The sequence below is a fragment of the Variovorax sp. GW821-FHT09B05 genome (genome assembly GCF_059418265.1).
The window spans coordinates 1-17,364 of sequence record NZ_JBWKPN010000009.1; the positions used below are offsets into that span (position 1 = coordinate 1).

Sequence of the window (17,364 nt, forward strand, 5' to 3'; positions counted from 1 at the left end):
CAGCGCCGATGATAGTGCGGGTTCCCGTGTGAAAGTAGGTCATCGTCAGGCTATTACAGCCAAAAAAGCCCCAACCAATCGGTTGGGGCTTTTTTCTTGGCGAAAGCAAAGGCAAAAGCAGAAAACAAAAAGCGCCCCGTCCACGACAGGGCGCTTTTTTATTGGTAATTTAATTGGCGATGCGGCGCGAGAAGCTAATCAGACAACTTTGAAGGTAGGCAAATCCACCAAGTGAGGACGGCCGCCCAGCATCCGCGGAAGCGTCTCCGCATTGACCTCGAACGGGACCCCAGGAGCGATCTGGCTGACCTGATCGAGCCGGTCTACCAAGTCCTGCGGCAGCGCCAGGTCGAGCGCCAGAAGGTTGTTATCGAGCTGCTCCACCGTACGCGGCCCGATGATCGTGATGATCGATGTGGTGGACTTCCGCGCCTTGGCGCCGACCCATGCCAGCGCCACTTCGGCCGGCGATCTCCCGAGCTGCACACCCGCATCGATCACGGCGTCCACGACGGCCGCGTCGCGCTCGGTCTTCTCGGTGCGGATGACCCGGCCCATGCCCTGCAGCCGACCTTGCTCTCCATTGCGGTACTTGCCTGTGAGCAGGCCGCCCCCGAGCGGAGACCACACCGCAGCGGCCAAGCTCAGGGCTTCGGCCATGGGCATCAGCTCGCGATCGGCACTGCGTTCGATCAGGCTGTATTCGAACTGCACCCCGACGAGTGGCGACCAGCCACGCAGTTCCGCCAGCAGGTCCGCACGCGCGATGCGCCAGGCCGGGAAGTTCGAGAAGCCGGCGTAGAGGATCTTTCCCGCGCGCACCAGGTCATCGAGCCCTCGCAGAATTTCCTCGGTGGGCGTGACGTTGTCGGAATGATGGACCCACAGCAGGTCGATGCGGTCCGTCTTGAGCCGTTGCAGGCTCTGCTCGACGGAGTAGACGAGGTTCTTGCGGCTGTTGCCGGTCTTGGCCAGCGTCGGCTCCTTCGATGCGCCGCCGCTGTACTTCGTCGCCACCACGATGTCGTCGCGGATCGGTGCGATGAGCTCGCCCAGCATGGATTCGGACTGGCCGAACTGGTAGCCGTCGGCGGTGTCGAAAAAGTTGCCGCCAGCCTCGAGATAGCGGTCGAACACCCGGCGCGCATCGGCATGCTCGGAGCCGTAGCCCCAGCCCGTGCCGAACAGGGCGACACCGAGTGCGAATTCAGAGACGCGAAGGCCGGACTTGCGGCCGAGAAGACGATAGCGCATGGAATTTCTCCTTCGTTGATGGACGATCACTCACCCGGCGCCACCATGTGCGCCTCTTGCAGGCCGTTCGCCGCCTGGGCATCGCGGCCGGGCATCAGCAGCCGTGTCAGCACCAGTGCGGCCACGGCCACGCTGGCGGCGGACCACGCGGCGGCGGCGAATCCTGTGCCGAATGCATGTCGCAACGCAGTTGCGGCAGCGGCGGCCGCATCAGTGGGAAGCGCCTGCAATGCGTGCAGCGCTCCCGCCACATCGCCCGCGCTGAAGCGCTTGGCCACGTCCCGGGCCAGCGCAGGCGCCGATGGCCACTGTGCAGCCGCGCGCTCGAAATCTGCAGTGGCCATCGCGACCAGCACCGCGCCCAATCCGGCCACGCCCGCCAGCAGACCGCTGAAGCGCGTGGTGCCCGCCAGGCCCGAGGCCATGCCCGCACGCTGCGGCGGGATCGCACCTTGCATGGCCTTGGCCGTTTCGCCGTTGAGCAGGCCGGCACCGGTGCCCGCGAGCGCCATCGCACAAGCGAAGGCTAGGTAGTTCGAACCGCTGGTGGCCAGCAGCGCCATGGCCGCATTCGCCACGCCGCTCAGTCCCAGGCCCAGGCACAGCAACGCGCGCGGCGTCCACCCGGTCGTGTAGTGGGCTGCGATGCGCGGCACCAGGAACATGGGCAGTGCGAACGGCAGCATGGAGATGCCGGCGCTGGCCGGTGACAAGCCAAAGGCGTTCTGCAAGTACAGCGGCAGGTAGAACAGCATGACCTGCGCCCCCGCCGCGTAGCCCACCATGGCGAAAGCGCTACCGACGAAGGCCGGCGAGCGCAGCAGCCTGAAGTCGACCATGGGCCGTGCCTGCAGGCCCTCGATCACCACGAAGGCCTCGAGCAGCAGCACGCCGCCGATCAGGCGTCCCAGCACCGCGGGCGAAGTCCAGCCCAGCGCGTTGCCGTCGATGGCGGCCCAGGTCAGCAGGAACAGCGCACCGCTGAAGGTGGCGACGCCGCCATAGTCCAGCCGCACCGCTTCCTTGTCGCGCGACTCTTCCACCACCCGCAGCGTGGCGGCGATCAGCACCACGCCGATCGGCAGGTTGATGAGAAACACCCAGTGCCAGCCTATGGTGCTGGAGATCACACCGCCGAGGATGGGCCCGCAGGTGATGGCGATGCCCAGGCAGGCGCCCCAGAACGCGTAGGCCCGTGCGCGCGCGGGTCCCTGGAAGCTGTGGTTGATCACCGCCAGCGCCGCCGTCAACAGCAGGGCCGCGCCGATCCCCTGGAATGCCCGCGACACATTCAGCACCCAGGCGGCTGGGGCCGTGCCGCAGAACAGCGAAGCGCCGACGAAGAGCACCTGCCCCACCACCATGATGCGTCGCCGGCCATACCGGTCGCACAGCGAGCCCGCAGCCATGAGCAGGGCCGCGAAGGGCAGCATATACGCGGTGATCACCCACTGCATGTCCGCGAACTCGGCATTGAGCGTGTGCGCGATGGTGGGCAGGGCGACCGCCACCACGTTGGTGTCGAGCATCACCAGCGACGACACCATGGAGGCCACCAGCAGAACGGCCTGCTGGCGACGCGGATCCTGCGCAATGGCAGGCGAGGCTGCGGCCTGTTGCGGCGCTGGCGTGGGTGGAAGGCTGGCGGTCATGATTTAGGGGCATATGCCCATATTGGGGTCAACGAGAAAAGCGGTGGATGCAAGCCCGAAAAATCAGGAGGCCCGCGAACTCAGCCGTTCGTCCGCGGCAATGTCCAGCAAGGTGATGCGCAAGATCGCCGCCTCCGCCTCGCCGAACACCTCGCAGAAGCGGTCCTGCGCGCGCTGCCACAGCGGCTGCGCGCGAGCGACGAGTGCCTGGCCCTTGCGGGTCAGCACGACCTGGCGCTGGCGCCGATCCGACTCGCCATGCTGCAGTGCCAGCAAGCCATCGCGTTCCAATGGGCGCAAGGTGTGGCCCAGGGCGGAGCGGTCCATCACCAGGGCATCGGCCAGCACCTGAAGGGTGGGCGCCTCGCTGGCACGCCGGCTCAGTTCCATCAGGATCGAATACTGGGTGGAACGCAGCCCCACGGGTGCCAGCGCCTCGTCATAGAGCTGCGTGACGCGGCGCGTGGCCTTGCGCAGCGCGGTGCTGCAGCACATGCCGTGGTGGTGGTGGGCGGAGGTCATGCGCAATTATGGGTATATGCCCATAAACCGCGAAGGCGGTAGTGTTTACCGCGTGGCGCCGCTGCTTCGCCGTGAGCGCCTTTCGGCCGACGCCGCCGTCAACCAGCCGTGCCGAGCCCGCTACGGCTCAGCGATGCACCCCGCAACCGCCGATGCCGCAAGCACACGCGGATTGGCCAGATAGACATCGCCGTCCCCCATCCGCCCCGGCATGTTCCTGTTCGTTGCAGAGATGGCGACCTGCCCCGCGCGAGGCCCTCCGGGGCCCGCACTGATGCACGCGCCGCATCCAGGCTCTTCGATCACCGTCACGCCGGCCGCGACAAGCACGTCGTGGTAGCCCGCCTGCCTGGCCTGCTGTTGCACCAGCTGCGAGCCGTATTGCACATAGGTCGGAATGCGGACGCGGCGGCCGCTGAAGACTTCGGCATACATCGCAATGCTGCCCAGGTCGCCCGCCGTGCACGAGCCGCCATAGGCCAGGTCCAGCGGCGTTCCCAGCACTTGCTCGAGCGGCACCCCGTTGCCGGGATGGCCGGGGCGTGCCACCAGGGTCTGGATCGCGCCGAGGTCGACGCTCATCACGCGCTCGTATTCGGCCTCCGGATCGGGACGCAGGCACAGGGCCCAGGCATCCTCCGGCGCGATCTGCCGCCGAACGGCCAGGTGATCGATCATCGCCAACGTGGGTTCGCACACGGCGGTCAACGCATTGCATTCGACCGCCATGTTCGCGAGCACGGCCTGCTCGTCGAACATCAGGGTCTCGAGGCCGTTGCCGCCGAACTCGATGACGCGGCCCGTGAAGATGCCCGACGCCTTGCCGATGCCGGCCAGGTGAAGCATCACGTCCTTCGCTGTGCAGGCCGCGGGCAAGCAGCCCTCGAGCTGGACCCTGACGGTCCGGGGAACACGAACGCTGAGCACGTTCCACTCCCACACGGCGGCGATCTCGCTGTTGCCGACGCCATAGGCCAGGCAATTGAGCGCGCCGGCGGAGCAGGTGTGCGAGTCGGTCCCGACGATGACCTGGCCGGGGAGGGCAACCTGCTCGCGGATCACCGTGTGGCAGATGCCCGTGGGCGCTCCCTGCGGCGTGGCGTGCCAGTGCATCCCGGTCCGCTCGGCCAGCGCACGCTGCGACATGCGCAGGTCGGCGATGCCGGCCAGCGCTTCGGCATCGATGCCCGGCAATCGCGAGGCAAGCGTCAGGTGGTCCGGAAAGGAGTGGACGGTTCCGGGCCGCTGCACGCGGACCGGTCGTCCGAGGGCCGCCTCGGCGGCGGCCGCGGCAGGCGCCGTCGTGTAGTCATGGGAGAACGCCGCATCGACCTCGAGAAAGCCCGTGTCCCCGGGCCGAACCGCACCGAAGCGCGTCTTCATGCGCCGCGCCATGATCTTCTCCGCGAGGGTCATGGCGCGGGCCGGCGTCGCGATGGCCTCGTCGGGTTCCTTGCCTTCGCTGCGGGCCTGCATGAAGGGGAACAGGCCGCCGCGGCGAAGAATCCTGCGCGAGGTCGCGTCGAAGCCCTCGAGCAGTTCGTCGAATGCGAGGGTCTCGCCATCGGCCATGCGCCAGGCGAGTTCAGGGTTGGTGATCGGCAGCATCCCGTTGTTGATCAGGTTCTGCCGATGGATGGGCGCGATGGACGGGGCGAACACCGCGCCGATCCCCGCGATCAGCAGCGCCCGCGCCGCGACCTCGCGCGAGCTGCCTTCGCCCCAGCCCTCGCCCGCCAGGATCAGGCCGAAGCCGCCTTGCCGTATCTCCGTGGCCTCGACGTAGCCGCCGTTTCCCAGGGAGCGCAGCAGGAGGTCGCCGAGCCGGTCGTCGTAGTAGTAGCAATCGGGGTTCGCCTTGATGATCGCGTCGGTCGATACATGGGCGAACAGATCGGAGACCGCGGGCCTTTCGGTCAGTGTCGCGCCTTGCAACTGGGTGCGCAGCGGGCCACGGTCGTGCGTGAGATACAGAGCCCTGCCCGCCAGCCTGGCGGCGGTGGCGAGGCCGTCGTCGTCCAGCAGGATGGTGAGATGGCCGACCTGGCGAAGCTTCGAAGTCATCGTGGACATGAGGAAGGAGGTCGTCAATCGAGCGGCTTGAAGCCGGTGTCCTCGATCACCTTGCGCCAGCGCTCGAGATCGGGCTTCATGCGCGCGGCCAGTTGGCTGGCGCCCGCATTGCCGGGCCTGAAGGCCAGCTGGCGGAAGGTCTCCTGCACACCGGGCTGCTGCAGCGCGGTCTTCACCCCTGCCTCGACCTGCTGCACGAACTCCAGCGGCGTGCCGGCCGGGTAGAAGAAGGCGTTGTAGTCCTCGAGCGTCAGCGCGCCGAAGCCCGCCTCGGCGATGGTCGGCACGTCCGGCAGGCTGCGTTCGGCGCCGCTGGTGGCCAGCAGCCTGATACGGCCGCTGCCCAGGTGCGGCACCAGGCCCGAGGTCACGTCGACGCCGAAGGGTATCTGCCCGCCGTTGAGCGCCTGCAGATGCGGCGCGCCGCCGAGGAAGGGAACGTAGTTCATCGCCACGCCGGCCTCGCGCCCGAGCATGGCGCCCATGAAGTGCGGGATCGAACCGACGCCGACGCCGCCGTAGTTCCCGTTCCTGGGATCGGCCTTCACCCACTGCACGTACTCGCGCAGCGACTTGATGCCCGGTGCTGCCGAGGTGCTGGCGACGAAGCCGAACTCCATGTTGACGACGGAGGCCACAGGCACGAAGTCGCGCAGCGGGTCGTAGCCGAGGTTCTTGAAGACGTGCGGGTACACGCACATCAGCGTCGAGGACGTCAGCAGCAGGGTGTTGCCGTCGGGCCTGGCGCTCTTCACGTAGGTGTTGGCCAGGCGGGCGCCGGCACCGGGCTTGTTGTCCACGATGACGGTCGCCTTCAGCGCCTTCTCCAGGTGCGGCGACATGGTGCGCGCGATGACGTCGGTGGAGCCGCCCGGCGGAAAGCCGATGACGATTCGCACGGTACGCCCGGGCGCGCTCGAGAGCTGCGCGCGCGCGACCTGCGCGGCGCCGAGCGCGCCCATGGCGATCGTGTGCAGGACTTGTCGGCGTTTCATGGCTGGCTCCCGTGAATGCGTTGCACGCCCAGCACCTCGTCGCGGGTCAGCAGGGTCGCGTATTTCTGTCCCATGTCGAACAGGTTGGCTTCGTGCGCCGGCAGCGAACGGTCGCCCACGCAGTCGGTCACGACCACGGGACGGAAGCCGTGGCACATCGCGTCCACCACGCTGGCGCGCACGCAGCCGCTGGTGGTGCAGCCCGCCATCAGCACGGTCTTCACGCCGCGCTGCGACAGCCAGCCCGCCAGCGAGGTGCCGAAGAAAGCGGAGGGATGGACCTTGCGCACCACCAGCTCGCCGGCGGAAGGCTGCAGCTGCGGCACGAACTGGCTGCCGTGCGCGTCTTCCTTCAAGGCGAGGATGCTGGGCACCTTGAGCGCGAAGATGTTGGCGTCGGCCCCGTCGTCCTGGTACACCACCCGCGTGTGCGCGATCGGCCAGCCGCGCGCCCGCGCCTCGGCCAGGAGGCCGCGCGTGCACTCGATGGCGGGCCCGATGTTGCCGCCGCCGAAGCTGCCCGGGTCGGCGAACCCGTTGATGAAGTCGACGATCAGCAGGGCGAACGGGGCCTCGGGCGGCAGGGCGTTGCCGAAGCCCTGCTGGCGGTACACGTCTTCGTCGTGGCTCATCGCAGGGCCTCCTCGACGACCTTGCCGTCGCGCACCACCACCACGCCGTCGAGCTCCACCGTGCAGTTGCGCAGCGGAATGTCGAGATGGCAGGCCGTCGTGCGCGGGCCGCCGACCTCGTTGTTGGGCCCCAGGGAGAACAGGAAGTTGCCTTCGAAGGCGCGCGCGTCCATGCCCACGGTCTGCTCGCGGTCGAGCAGGGACAGCGTATGCCAGTAGCAGCGCGGCTGCATGCCCCAGCCGATGTGCGCCATCGCATAGGCCTCGGGGTCCTTGTAGGCCTCCATGAACTCGCGCATCAGCTGCGCGTCGATGTCGCCTTCGATCTCGCGCACGAAGCCGTCGCGCACCGTCAGCGTGATCTTGTCCGCCACGTAGTTCTTCTGCGGCAGGAGGATGTCGCCCTTGTCGATCACGATGGTGCCGTCGCTCCCGCCCTCGTTGGCGAAGGTGAAGAGGAAGCCGCTCGGCCAATGGTCCCAGCGGCCGGGCTCGTCGCAGAAACCGTATTCGCCGATGGTGGGAAAGTCGCCGATCCTGAAGGTGGCATCGGTGCCGGCGGGCGAGGTCACGCGCATCAGCCGGGCCTTGCTCAGCACCTCGGTGGCGCGCCGCACGCGCCGGCGATCTTCCTGCGTGGGCACGGCCCGCACCAGGATCTCGGGCGGCTCGACGGCCAGCAGGATCTTGGTGCCGGACCCGAGGATCTCCATCTGCTCGGGCGAGAACAGCAGCACCATCAGGTCGAGCACCAGGTCGCTCGTCTTCAGTGCCGCGAGCGCCACCGGGTTGTTGCTCAGCGGCGTCTCGCCCAGCCAGTTCAGGCGGTCGCGGCTCGTGGCTTTCTCGGCGTTGATCGGCGGCAGCTCGATCGTCGTGACGATCGCGCCCGCGTTCTGGGCCGCGACCAGCGCGGTCCGCAGCGTCTGCGGGTTCGTGTAGGGCGCGCACAGGATGGTCACCGTTTGGCCGGGCTCGAGCCTGGACAGCCGGAGAACCTCCTCCCAGGCCTTCGTCAATTGGTAGTCGCTGACAGCGGACATTTTTTGTACCTCTTAGATGGTGACGTCAGACCTGGGGCAGCACCGCTTCTTCGAGCGCTTCGAGCGCTTCGAGCTTGAAGAGGCGGCGTGCATTGCCATGGCAGACCAGCGCGCGCGTGGCGGCATCCAGCGGCGCGTTCTCGATGAACGTGCAGGCTTCCTCGGTGGACTCGAAGGGATAGTCGACCGAGAACAGGACGGCCTCCGCCCCGATCTCGCCGATCGCGCCCAGCAGGGCGGGCGCTGAGCACACGCCCGCGGTGGTGATCAGGATGTTGCTGCCGAAGTATTCGCTCGGCTTGCGGGCCAGCTCGATGCCCGACGGATAGGCGGCGAAGCGGCTGTCGATCCGCGTGCGCTGGTAGGGCAGGAACTCGCCCATGTGCCCGAGCAGCAGCACGAGCCGCGGGAAGCGATCGAAGACGCCACCGAACAGCAGGCGCAGCGCATGCCCCGCGGTTTCGACGCCCCAGCCCCACGTGGGGCCCAGCAGCACGGGCATGCCCGCGAGCAGGGCCGGCGGTGCGCTGAACGCAGCCGGGTGCAGGTAGACCGGGACACCGAGTGCTTCCGCGCGTTCCCAGAAGACGTCGAAGTCGCGGTGCTCGTAGTAGCGGCCCAGCGTGTGGCCGTTGATCAGCGCGCCCTTGAATCCGTATTCGCGAACGCTGCGCTCCAACTCGTCCGCCGCGCTGGCCGGATCCTGCAGCGCGACGTGCGCGAATGCGCCGAAGCGCTTCGGGTGGCGGGCCACCCGCCCCGCGAGGAACTCGTTGTTCTCCCTCGCTCGCCGAACCGCGAGCGCGCCGTCCGCTTCGGCCTGCACGCCAGGGGTGGTTTCCGACAGGATCGAATAGCCGATGTTGCCGGCATCCATTTCGTCGATGCGGCGGTCGTCGAAGTCGGAGAGCCGGGCGCCGATCTCTACGGTGAAGGCGCGCGGGAGCGCGCTGACGAAGGGCGCCCAGTACTGCTCGAATCCGGGGCCCGAGAAATGCTCTTCGAGTGCGATCTTTGGTGTGGTGTTCATGGTGGGTTTCCTGTCAGACCGGATAGACCAGGGCGGTCGCCAGCACTTCGGTGTCATGGACGACGTCGCGGTGGAACAAGACGAGCCCGTCGGCGCGCCGCAGGAACTTGTCGTAATAGATGCCCGCCAGATGGAGCGTCGAGGGGCCCTCCACCAGGGTCTGCACGAGCATGAAGGGGGTCTGCGCGGCGATCGTGGCGTCGTCCTCGTCCACCACGCGCGTGATGCCGAGCACGTGGACCATCTGGCGCGGCGCGAACATCTGCGAGTGGGCGATGGCCATCGCGCGGTCGCGGATCATGTCGAGCCCTTCGCAATACATCAGGCCGACGGGCATGCCGAGCAGCGCGTTCTCGCGCGAGGTCACGCGGTAGGTGGCGTCCTCGCAGAAGAACCCGGGCCAGCGTTCGATGTTGGCGGCGTCGAGCGCGGCGCAGTACTCGGCGTGGAAGACGTCGATCTCGGCGCGCAGCTCGATCGCGCGCCGGGGCGCGACCCGCGCGGGGCTGTAGGCGAGCGGGTGCTTCATGCCGTGGCCTCCGCGACGGGAATGCCCATCACCTCGCGGTAGTAGGCGTACATCGAGCGGATGCAGGATTCGGAGATGAACCCGCGCGTGGTGCCGGTCTGTCCGGCATCGAGCTGGATCACGTTGGTGTCCGTCGTCGAGCGGCGCATGCCTTCCTGGACGAACTTCAGCGCCTCGTTGTCCTCCACGCCCAGGAAGCCTCCGGGTCCCATCAGGTTGCCCTGGCGCAGGCGATGGCGCGTCATCTCGGGCGTGTCGTCCTCGTAGCCGAACATCGTCCACTGCATGATCATGCTGTTGGGCCCGTTCGGGATGATCTGGCGCACGCCCAGCGTGTTCAGCTCGCGCTGCACGATCATGTTGGGCCAGATGGTCATCATGATGGCCGACCAGGGCGAGTCGAACTCCTCCACGAAGTCGAGGAAGCGCTCGTCGCGCAGCTTCAGGTGGTCGTGGAACGATCGCATCTGCGACTTGTTGTCGTCCGAGACGCTGGCGTACTTCTCCTTCGTCTTGCGCGAGCCCATGAAGCCATGGCGCCCGTGCTCCGTGTCCGCGTAGATCAGGGCCTTGACCCCCGCCACGGCCAGGCCGAAGACCACCAGGAACGAGTGCAGCAGCGTGGCGTGGTACGGGTCCTTGAGGTTCTCGTGGTACATCTTCCAGTTGCATGGAAGCTCGTTGCGGTAGTAGCCCAGCACCTTGAGCTTCTTGCCCGGAAAGGTCGAATCGAGCTGCTCGACGATCTCCGGCGTGAGGTACTCCTCGAGCGGTGGCGTGCGGTCCGAATAGGTGGCGAACACCAGGCCGTTGCGCGTTGCCACGCGCAGCTGGCGCAGGCCGTGGTCCTCGTTCCTGAAGCTCGGCGGCATGCCGCCCACCTTGTCGACGCCGCGCTTGAACGGGATCCCCTGCAGGTTGCCCTTGAGGTCATAGGACCACTGGTGATAGGGGCAGACGAACTCCTTCGCATTGCCCTGGTTGTGGCGGCAGAACTCGGCCCCACGGTGCGCGCAGCGGTTCTCGAAGACCGAGATGGTCCCGTCCTCCGCGCGCGCGATCACGACGGGCGTGGCGCCCACGTAGCCGCGCTTGTAGTCGCCGGTGGCCGGGATCTCGGCCTCGAGCGCGACGAAGTTCCAGCTCTCCCCGAGGAAGAACTTGTCGATCTCCCGGTCATAGACCGCCTTGCTGGTGTAGACCCAGTCCGGGATCGTGTGGAGGGCATCGGCCGGCCAGACGCACTGCTCGAAGGGCGGGTCCTTGTCGGCATTCGTGATTCCAATAACCGCTTGTGATTGATACATACAGGTCCTTCAAGAAAAGGGTCATGCGGCGACCGGCAGGCGCTGCAGCGCCTGTCTGGCCCATGCCCGGAGGTTGACGATCTCGTGGGGGAGGTCGCTGACGTCGACCGGCTGTGCGCGGTCGAAGAGAGGTCGGATGGCGCGCAACTCGGCACCGCAGTTGACGGCGACGCCATGGATCGGCACGCCGTCCCGATGTCCGATCCACAGCGCCTTGTCGTGCAGGGCATCGCCGCAGCGGAGGTACTGGAGATCGCTGGCTGGAGCGCCCAGGACCTGGACGTTGTGCCGGCCCTGGTCGGTCCAGAACCATGGCACCCCCGGGGGTGGCGGCCGCAGGCCCAGGATGGCCGCCGCGGCCGTGCGTGCCTGCTCGTTCGCGTTCTGCCATGACTCGACGCGCGTGGGCTGCGATTGGCCGCGACGCAGCTGGCTTGCGCAGTCGCCCACGGCAAAGACGAAGGGTTTGGTGGTACGGCACTCGGCATCGACGAGCACGCCGCCGCCGTCCGCGATGCCCAGTCCCGCATCGCGCGCGAGCTGGTCGTTGGGTACGAGGCCGATCGCGACCACGATCTGGTCGGCCTCCAGCCGCAGCCCCGCGGCGGTGATCAGCTCCATGCAGCCGTTCTCGGCGGCTCGCGCATGAACCAGGGAATCGTCCAGCACGAGCCGCACGCCCTCGCGCACCAGCGCGGAAGCCAGCCATGCCGAGGCTTCGCTCGGCAGGAAGCGTTCGAGCAGCGGTGGCGTGCGCGCCAGCAGCGTCACCGATGACGCACCGGCCGCCAGCGCGGAATGCGCGAGCTCGAGGCCCAGGAAGCCGCCGCCGACGATGGCGACGCGGGGCCGCTCTCCGAGGGCCGCACGGAAGCGGCGCGCGTCGTCGAGGGTCCGGATGTAATGCACGCGCGGAGTGCCGCGCGGCAGGCCGGCCATCGTCATGGCTTCGCCGCCGGTGGCGAGCAGGCATTTGCCGTACGCGAACACGCGCCCGTCGCGGGCGCGGACTTCATGCCGTTCAGGATCGAGCGCGACCACTTCGACGCTTGGAAGCAACTCGACATCGATGCGCGACCAGACGTCGTCCGGCAGGACATCGAGCCGGGGCTCGACCTCCGCGGCGAGCACGGCCTTCGACAGGGGCGGGCGCTCGTATGGCCGGTGCGCCTCCCGGCCCAGCATGACGATCCGCCCCTGATGGCCGAGCTCGCGCAGCGTTTGTGCGGCGACCGCGGCGGACTGGCCGGTGCCGACGATGACGATCGGTTCGCGGTTCATGCGTCCGGCGCCTGTACGTAGATGTCATCGTCCACGCGCTTTGTGGCGTGAGTGCGCAGGTCGACGGTCGCCGGGGCGCACAGGGCCTTGCCGGTGCGGATGTCGAAGCGCCCCTGGTGCAGCGGGCATTCGATGCATCCGTCTTCGAGGAAGCCGTCGGACAGCTGCGCCTTGCCGTGCGTGCAGATCCCGTCGGTGGCGAGGAACTCCCCACCCACGCGGTAGAGCGCGATGCTATGGCCCGCGACGTTCACGGACCTGACTTCGTCCTCGCCCAGCTCCTGCGCCGAGGCCACCTTGATCCATTCCATGACGAGTTCCATTGCAGTGCTCTAGAAAATTGCTCAGTACACGTCGTAATTTAGGTGAAAGTAGATCGAGAAGAATCAGGGTTTCTACGAGGAGCGCTCGCTTTGGAGAAGGAAGACCGAGCATATGAATGTCGAAAAAGGTATCTGTTTAATGGGGAAAAATGGTCGATGCGCCGGGTCGAAGCCTAGGGTTTCCACGCGTCAAGACAGGTGATCCGCTTTCGCGACGAGCTACCTATAATTAAGACAGTACACTTCGTATCTATCGATTTTCCTGTCGATTCACCACACCTCGGAGACAACACATGGATCACGCAGAACTACCGACACGGGCGCTCAAGCCCGAGGGGCTCGGGGCCAGGGTTCCCCGTAAAGAAGACGCCCGGCACATGGCGGGCAAGGGCAACTTCGTCGGCGACGTGGTGATGCCCGGGCTGCAGGAGGTCGCGTTCCTGCGCAGCCCGCTCGCGCACGCCACCATCACGGGCGTGGAGATTCCGGAGGAGCTCGCGGGACGGGTGTTCGTGCGCGAGATGCTCGAGGGCGCGCTGGACATCCAGTCGCCGTCGAGCATCCCGGGCTACCAGTACTCGGAAGTGCCGCCGCTCGCGAAGGGCAAGGTGCGCCATGTCGGCGAGGCCGTCGTCATGGCGATCGCGCCGACACGCGCGCTCGCGGAGGACCTGCTCGAGGAGGTGCAGGTCTCGTACGACGAACTGCCGGTCTATCACGATGCCGCGTCCGCGCGGGCGGCGACCGGCGAGTTCCTTCATCCGGGCTGGAAGGACAACGTGTTCCTCACGCTGCGCATGGACCGGGACTTCGAGAAGGTCGCGGCGCAGGCCGAAGTCAAGGTCAGCCGCAGCGTCGAGCTCTCGCGCCAGTGCATTGCGCCGATGGAGGGAAAGTCCGTCATGGCGTACTGGGACTTCCGCACCGAGCAACTGGTGCTGATCTGCGCGACGCAGTGTCCCCATCTGCTGCGCGCCGGCATCGCGCAGCACCTCGGCATGAACGAGGAGTACGTGCGCGTGATCTCGCCGGACGTGGGCGGCGGCTTCGGCTACAAGGGCATGCTCTATCCGGAGGACATGTGCGTGGCCTGGCTGGCCAAGACGTACAAGCGCCCGTTCCGCTATCTCGAGGATCGGCGCGAGCACCTGATCGTCGGCGCCAACACGCGCCAGCACCACTACGAGCTCACCGCGTATGCGGACCGCAACGGCAAGCTGCTCGCGCTCGACGCGGTGATCACCATCGACGGGGGCGCCTACTCGTACTGGCCGTTCTTCATCGGGCTCGAGCCCGGGCAGGCGCTCGGCAACCTCCCCGGCCCCTACACGATCCAGGGCTACCGATGCGAGACGGTGTGCATCGGTACGAACAAGCCCGGCTTCATGCCCTACCGAGGGGTGGCGCGCACCGGCGTCTGCTTCGCGATCGAGCTGCTCATGGACGCGGTGGCGCGTGAAGTGGGCCGCGAACCGTGGCAGGTGCGCCTCGAGAACCTCGTGCCCGCCGCGCAGATGCCCTACGTGAACATCGCGAACAAGCACTTCGACAGCGGCGACTTTCGCGCCAGCCTCACGCGTGCGCTCGAGATGGTGGGCTACGAGGCCGTGCGCGAACGGCAGGCCCGCGGCGAGCCCGACGGCCGCCGCATCGGCTTCGGTGTCGCCACCTATACCGAGCAATCGGCGCACGGTACGGCGGTGTTCGCCGGCTGGGGCATCTCGGTCGTGCCCGGCTTCGACCAGGCGCTGGTGAGGATGACCGGCGACGGCGGCGTGGAAGTGCGCGTGGGCGTGCATTCGCACGGGCAGGGGATGGAGACCAGCTTCGCGCAGATCGCCCACGACGTGCTGGGCATTCCGGTCAGTCGCATCCGCGTGATCCATGGCGACACCGATCTCACGCCGTTCTCCTCGGGCACCTATGCCTCGCGCGCCACCGTGATGTCGGGCGGCGCCATCGCCACCGCCTGCAAGGAACTGCTGCCCCGGGTGCAGTCCATCGCGGCGCACCTGATGGGCGTGGACGCGCACAGCGTGTCCCTGCTCGACGGCCGGGCCTGGGCCGGCGAGCAGTCGATTTCGCTGGCCGACGTCGGACGCGCCTGGTACCTCACGCCGCAGGACCTGCCGCCCGAAGTCCACCTGGGCGGACTCGAGGTGTCGCGTGCCTACAAGCCCAAGGTCGACACTGGCACCTTCACCTACGCGAGCCACGCCGCGGTGGTCGCGGTGGACACCGAGACCGGGCACGTCGAGATCCTCGACTACGTGGTGGTGGAGGACTGCGGCACCATCGTGAATCCGATGATCGTGGAAGGCCAGACCATCGGCGGCATCGCGCAGGGCATCGGCACCGCGATGTACGAGGAGAGCCCCTACGACGACCAGGCGCAGCCACTGGCTTCCACGCTGGCCGACTACATCCTGCCGGGCGCCATGGAAATGCCGCGGATCCGGATCGAGCACACCGAGACACCCTCGCCCCACACGGAGTTCGGCGCCAAGGGCATGGGAGAAGGCGGCGCGGTCGCGCCACCCGCCGTGATCTTCAATGCCGTCAACGATGCCCTGCGAGGCACCGGTGCCGCCGAATTGCGAATGACGCCGCTGACCCCTCGGCGCCTGCTGCAGGCACTCGAGTCGGCCAGGCTCACGCGGGAGGTCGCCCCATGAAAGCCGCGAACTTCGCCTATGCCCGGGCCGCGGACGTGAACCACGCCATCGAACTGCTGTCGCGGAACGGTTCGGCCAAGCTTCTGGGCGGCAGCCAGTCGCTCGGGCCGATGTTGAACCTGCGCCTGGCCCGGCCTTCGGAGGTGATCGACATCGCGCAGATCGAAGACCTGCGCATCGTGCGCACCCATGGCGATGCCATCGAGATCGGCGCCGCCGTGACGCACGCGGAACTCGAGGACGGGGTGCATCCGCCCCTGGTGGGGCATCCGGTCCAGGGCGTCGCGGCCGGCATCGCCTACCGCGCCATCCGCACGCGCGGCACCATCGGCGGCAGCCTCGCGCACGCCGACCCCGCGGCGGACTGGGTCGTGAGCCTGGCGGCCCTGGGCGCGCGCGTCCGGCTGCGGTCGCGCAGCGGCGAGCGCATCGTCGAGGCCGACAGCCTGCTGCTGGGCGCCTACACGACGGTGCTCGCGGCGGACGAGTTGATCGTCTCCGTCGCGGTGCCGGTCTCGACGCCCACCGCGCGCTGGGGCTATCACAAGCTGTGCCGCAAGACCGGCGAGTTCGCCGAAGCGAGCGCGGCCTGCTTCTTCGATCCCTCGCGCAACTGCGCGCGTGTCGTGCTCGGCGCGGTCGATGGTCCGCCGATCCTGCTGCGCGGCCTCGCGGCGCATCTGGGCGATGGCGCTACGCAGGGGCTGACGCGCGAGCAGGTGAAGGCCGCCGTGAAGCAGGCCCTTCCCGAGCGCGACGCCATCGATCTCCGGCTGTTCGCCGCCGCCCTCGAGCGTGCGCTGCTGCAGGCCGGCGTGACGATCCACCACCAGGTTCAGGGAGCAAGTAATTGAACGCGATCTCCATGCAAGTCAACGGCCGCACGGTGAGCCGGGATGCCGAGCCGAGGATGCACCTCGGCGATTTTCTGCGCGACGGGCTGCAGCTGACGGGAACGCACCTGAGTTGCGAACACGGCGTGTGCGGCGCCTGCACCGTGCTCCTGGATGGGCAGCCGGCGCGCTCCTGCACCACCTTCGCCGTGGCCTGCGAGGGGCATGCGGTCACGACCATCGAGGGCTATGACGACGATCCGGCGATGCGCCTGCTGCGCCCCGCCTTCACGCGGCACCACGCGCTCCAGTGCGGCTTCTGCACCCCGGGCATGCTCGCCACGGCCCGCGACATCGTGCTGCGGGTCCCCGCAGCCGACGACGCGCGGGTTCGCCTCGAGCTCGCGGGCAACCTGTGCCGCTGCACCGGCTACCAGGGCATCGTCGACGCCATCCTGGACGTGCTGAAGCAACAGCGCGACACGCCGGACCCGCGCATCGAGCAACTGCGCGACACGCTGCGCGCGCCGCGACCGGTGACGGTCTACCGCAAGCCTGCCCACGCAACGCCGGCACCGACGCCGGCGCCCGCTGCTTCGGCCTCGCCCAGGACCGAGGTCGTCGCCGAGGTCGATGACGGCATCCTCGCCAAGGCACGGGCCAAGGGCCATGCGATCGATGCGTCCTTCGACGTTCCCTTTCCCGCCGAGCAGGTCTGGGCGCTCATGGGCGATCTGCCGACGGTCGCGTCCTGCCTGCCGGGCGCGCGCATCGACTCGCACGATGGAGAGAGGGTCAAGGGCAGCATCGCCATCAAGTTCGGCCCGATGTCGGCCGCCTTCGTCGGCGCGGCGCGCCTCGAGCGCGACGATGCCCTCAAGCGGGCCGTCCTGCGCGGCGCGGGCCAGGACAGCCTGAGCAAGTCGCGCGCCCAGGGCAACGTGGCCTATCGATTGGCGTCGAGCGACGCCGGCCACACGCGGGTCCACGTGGACATGGTGTACGCGCTCCAGGGACCGCTGGCGCAGTTCTCGCGCTCGGGCCTGGTCAAGGATTTCGTGCGCCGCATGGTCGCCGACTTCGGCGTGCAGGTGTCGCGACGCCTGGCGGGAGAGACCGCACCCGCCGATGAAGCGAAGCGCTCGGTGTCCTTGCTGGCCATCCTGTGGAGCATGGCCGTCGACCGCCTTCGCCGCGTGTTCAGGCGGGCCTGAC

At 68.0% G+C, this 17,364-nt stretch carries 16 protein-coding genes; 4 read left to right on the forward strand and 12 right to left on the reverse strand.

The window, feature by feature from the left end; translation table 11 throughout:
* On the forward strand, positions 1-235 hold a 235-nt coding region (locus AC07RM_RS22840; RefSeq protein ID WP_495335972.1), incomplete at its 5' end, for a hypothetical protein.
* On the opposite strand, the gene AC07RM_RS22845 is transcribed toward AC07RM_RS22840, so the two are convergent.
* From AC07RM_RS22845 to AC07RM_RS22900, 12 genes are all read right to left on the reverse strand, one after another.
* Positions 199-1,254: an aldo/keto reductase gene (locus tag AC07RM_RS22845; protein ID WP_495335973.1), complete on the reverse strand. Its 1,056-nt coding sequence runs from the start codon at positions 1,252-1,254 to the stop codon at positions 199-201. The genes AC07RM_RS22840 and AC07RM_RS22845 overlap by 37 nt on opposite strands.
* 26 nt (positions 1,255-1,280) lie before the next feature.
* A complete protein-coding gene (locus AC07RM_RS22850; RefSeq protein WP_495335974.1) occupies positions 1,281-2,906 on the reverse strand; it encodes an MFS transporter in 1,626 nt (541 codons plus the stop codon).
* Positions 2,907-2,969: 63 nt separating this feature from the next.
* On the reverse strand, positions 2,970-3,428 hold the full coding sequence (locus AC07RM_RS22855) for a MarR family winged helix-turn-helix transcriptional regulator (RefSeq protein ID WP_398492550.1): 459 nt from the start codon (positions 3,426-3,428) through the stop codon (positions 2,970-2,972).
* A gap of 120 nt (positions 3,429-3,548) precedes the next feature.
* On the reverse strand, positions 3,549-5,501 hold the full coding sequence (locus AC07RM_RS22860; protein ID WP_495335975.1) for an aconitase family protein: 1,953 nt from the start codon (positions 5,499-5,501) through the stop codon (positions 3,549-3,551).
* A 14-nt stretch (positions 5,502-5,515) separates the two neighbouring features.
* Positions 5,516-6,496: a tripartite tricarboxylate transporter substrate-binding protein gene (locus AC07RM_RS22865; RefSeq protein WP_495335976.1), complete on the reverse strand. Its 981-nt coding sequence runs from the start codon at positions 6,494-6,496 to the stop codon at positions 5,516-5,518.
* Positions 6,493-7,128, reverse strand: a complete 636-nt coding sequence (locus tag AC07RM_RS22870) for an isochorismatase family protein (protein WP_495335977.1) — start codon at positions 7,126-7,128, stop codon at positions 6,493-6,495. Before AC07RM_RS22870 ends, AC07RM_RS22865 begins: the two co-directional genes overlap by 4 nt.
* Complete coding sequence (locus tag AC07RM_RS22875; RefSeq protein ID WP_495335978.1) at positions 7,125-8,171, reverse strand: 2,5-dihydroxypyridine 5,6-dioxygenase NicX family protein; 1,047 nt, start codon at positions 8,169-8,171, stop codon at positions 7,125-7,127. Before AC07RM_RS22875 ends, AC07RM_RS22870 begins: the two co-directional genes overlap by 4 nt.
* A 25-nt stretch (positions 8,172-8,196) precedes the next feature.
* Complete coding sequence (locus AC07RM_RS22880; protein WP_495335979.1) at positions 8,197-9,201, reverse strand: amidohydrolase family protein; 1,005 nt, start codon at positions 9,199-9,201, stop codon at positions 8,197-8,199.
* A 13-nt stretch (positions 9,202-9,214) separates the two neighbouring features.
* Positions 9,215-9,730 carry an aromatic-ring-hydroxylating dioxygenase subunit beta gene (locus tag AC07RM_RS22885; protein ID WP_495335980.1) on the reverse strand — a complete coding sequence of 172 codons (516 nt, stop codon included), beginning with the start codon at positions 9,728-9,730 and terminating at the stop codon, positions 9,215-9,217.
* A complete protein-coding gene (locus tag AC07RM_RS22890; RefSeq protein WP_495335981.1) occupies positions 9,727-11,037 on the reverse strand; it encodes an aromatic ring-hydroxylating oxygenase subunit alpha in 1,311 nt (436 codons plus the stop codon). The genes AC07RM_RS22885 and AC07RM_RS22890 overlap by 4 nt, the downstream gene beginning before the upstream one ends.
* 21 nt (positions 11,038-11,058) lie before the next feature.
* Positions 11,059-12,318 carry an NAD(P)/FAD-dependent oxidoreductase gene (locus AC07RM_RS22895; protein ID WP_495335982.1) on the reverse strand — a complete coding sequence of 420 codons (1,260 nt, stop codon included), beginning with the start codon at positions 12,316-12,318 and terminating at the stop codon, positions 11,059-11,061.
* Entirely contained in the window at positions 12,315-12,629 is a 315-nt protein-coding gene (locus tag AC07RM_RS22900) for a non-heme iron oxygenase ferredoxin subunit (protein WP_495336216.1), read from the reverse strand. Before AC07RM_RS22900 ends, AC07RM_RS22895 begins: the two co-directional genes overlap by 4 nt.
* 305 nt (positions 12,630-12,934) lie before the next feature.
* Here AC07RM_RS22900 and AC07RM_RS22905 point away from each other — a divergent pair, with 305 nt between their 5' ends.
* Genes AC07RM_RS22905 through AC07RM_RS22915 form a run of 3 tightly spaced genes read left to right on the forward strand, consistent with a single transcriptional unit; the run spans position 12,935 to position 17,363 of the window.
* The gene (locus tag AC07RM_RS22905; RefSeq protein WP_495335983.1) at positions 12,935-15,316 is read left to right on the forward strand and encodes a xanthine dehydrogenase family protein molybdopterin-binding subunit; all 2,382 of its coding nucleotides are present in this window, start codon (positions 12,935-12,937) and stop codon (positions 15,314-15,316) included.
* Positions 15,313-16,170: an FAD binding domain-containing protein gene (locus AC07RM_RS22910; protein WP_495335984.1), complete on the forward strand. Its 858-nt coding sequence runs from the start codon at positions 15,313-15,315 to the stop codon at positions 16,168-16,170. Before AC07RM_RS22905 ends, AC07RM_RS22910 begins: the two co-directional genes overlap by 4 nt.
* 11 nt (positions 16,171-16,181) lie before the next feature.
* Entirely contained in the window at positions 16,182-17,363 is a 1,182-nt protein-coding gene (locus tag AC07RM_RS22915; RefSeq protein ID WP_495336217.1) for a xanthine dehydrogenase family Fe-S subunit, read from the forward strand.
* The last annotated feature ends 1 nt before the right edge of the window (position 17,364 follow it).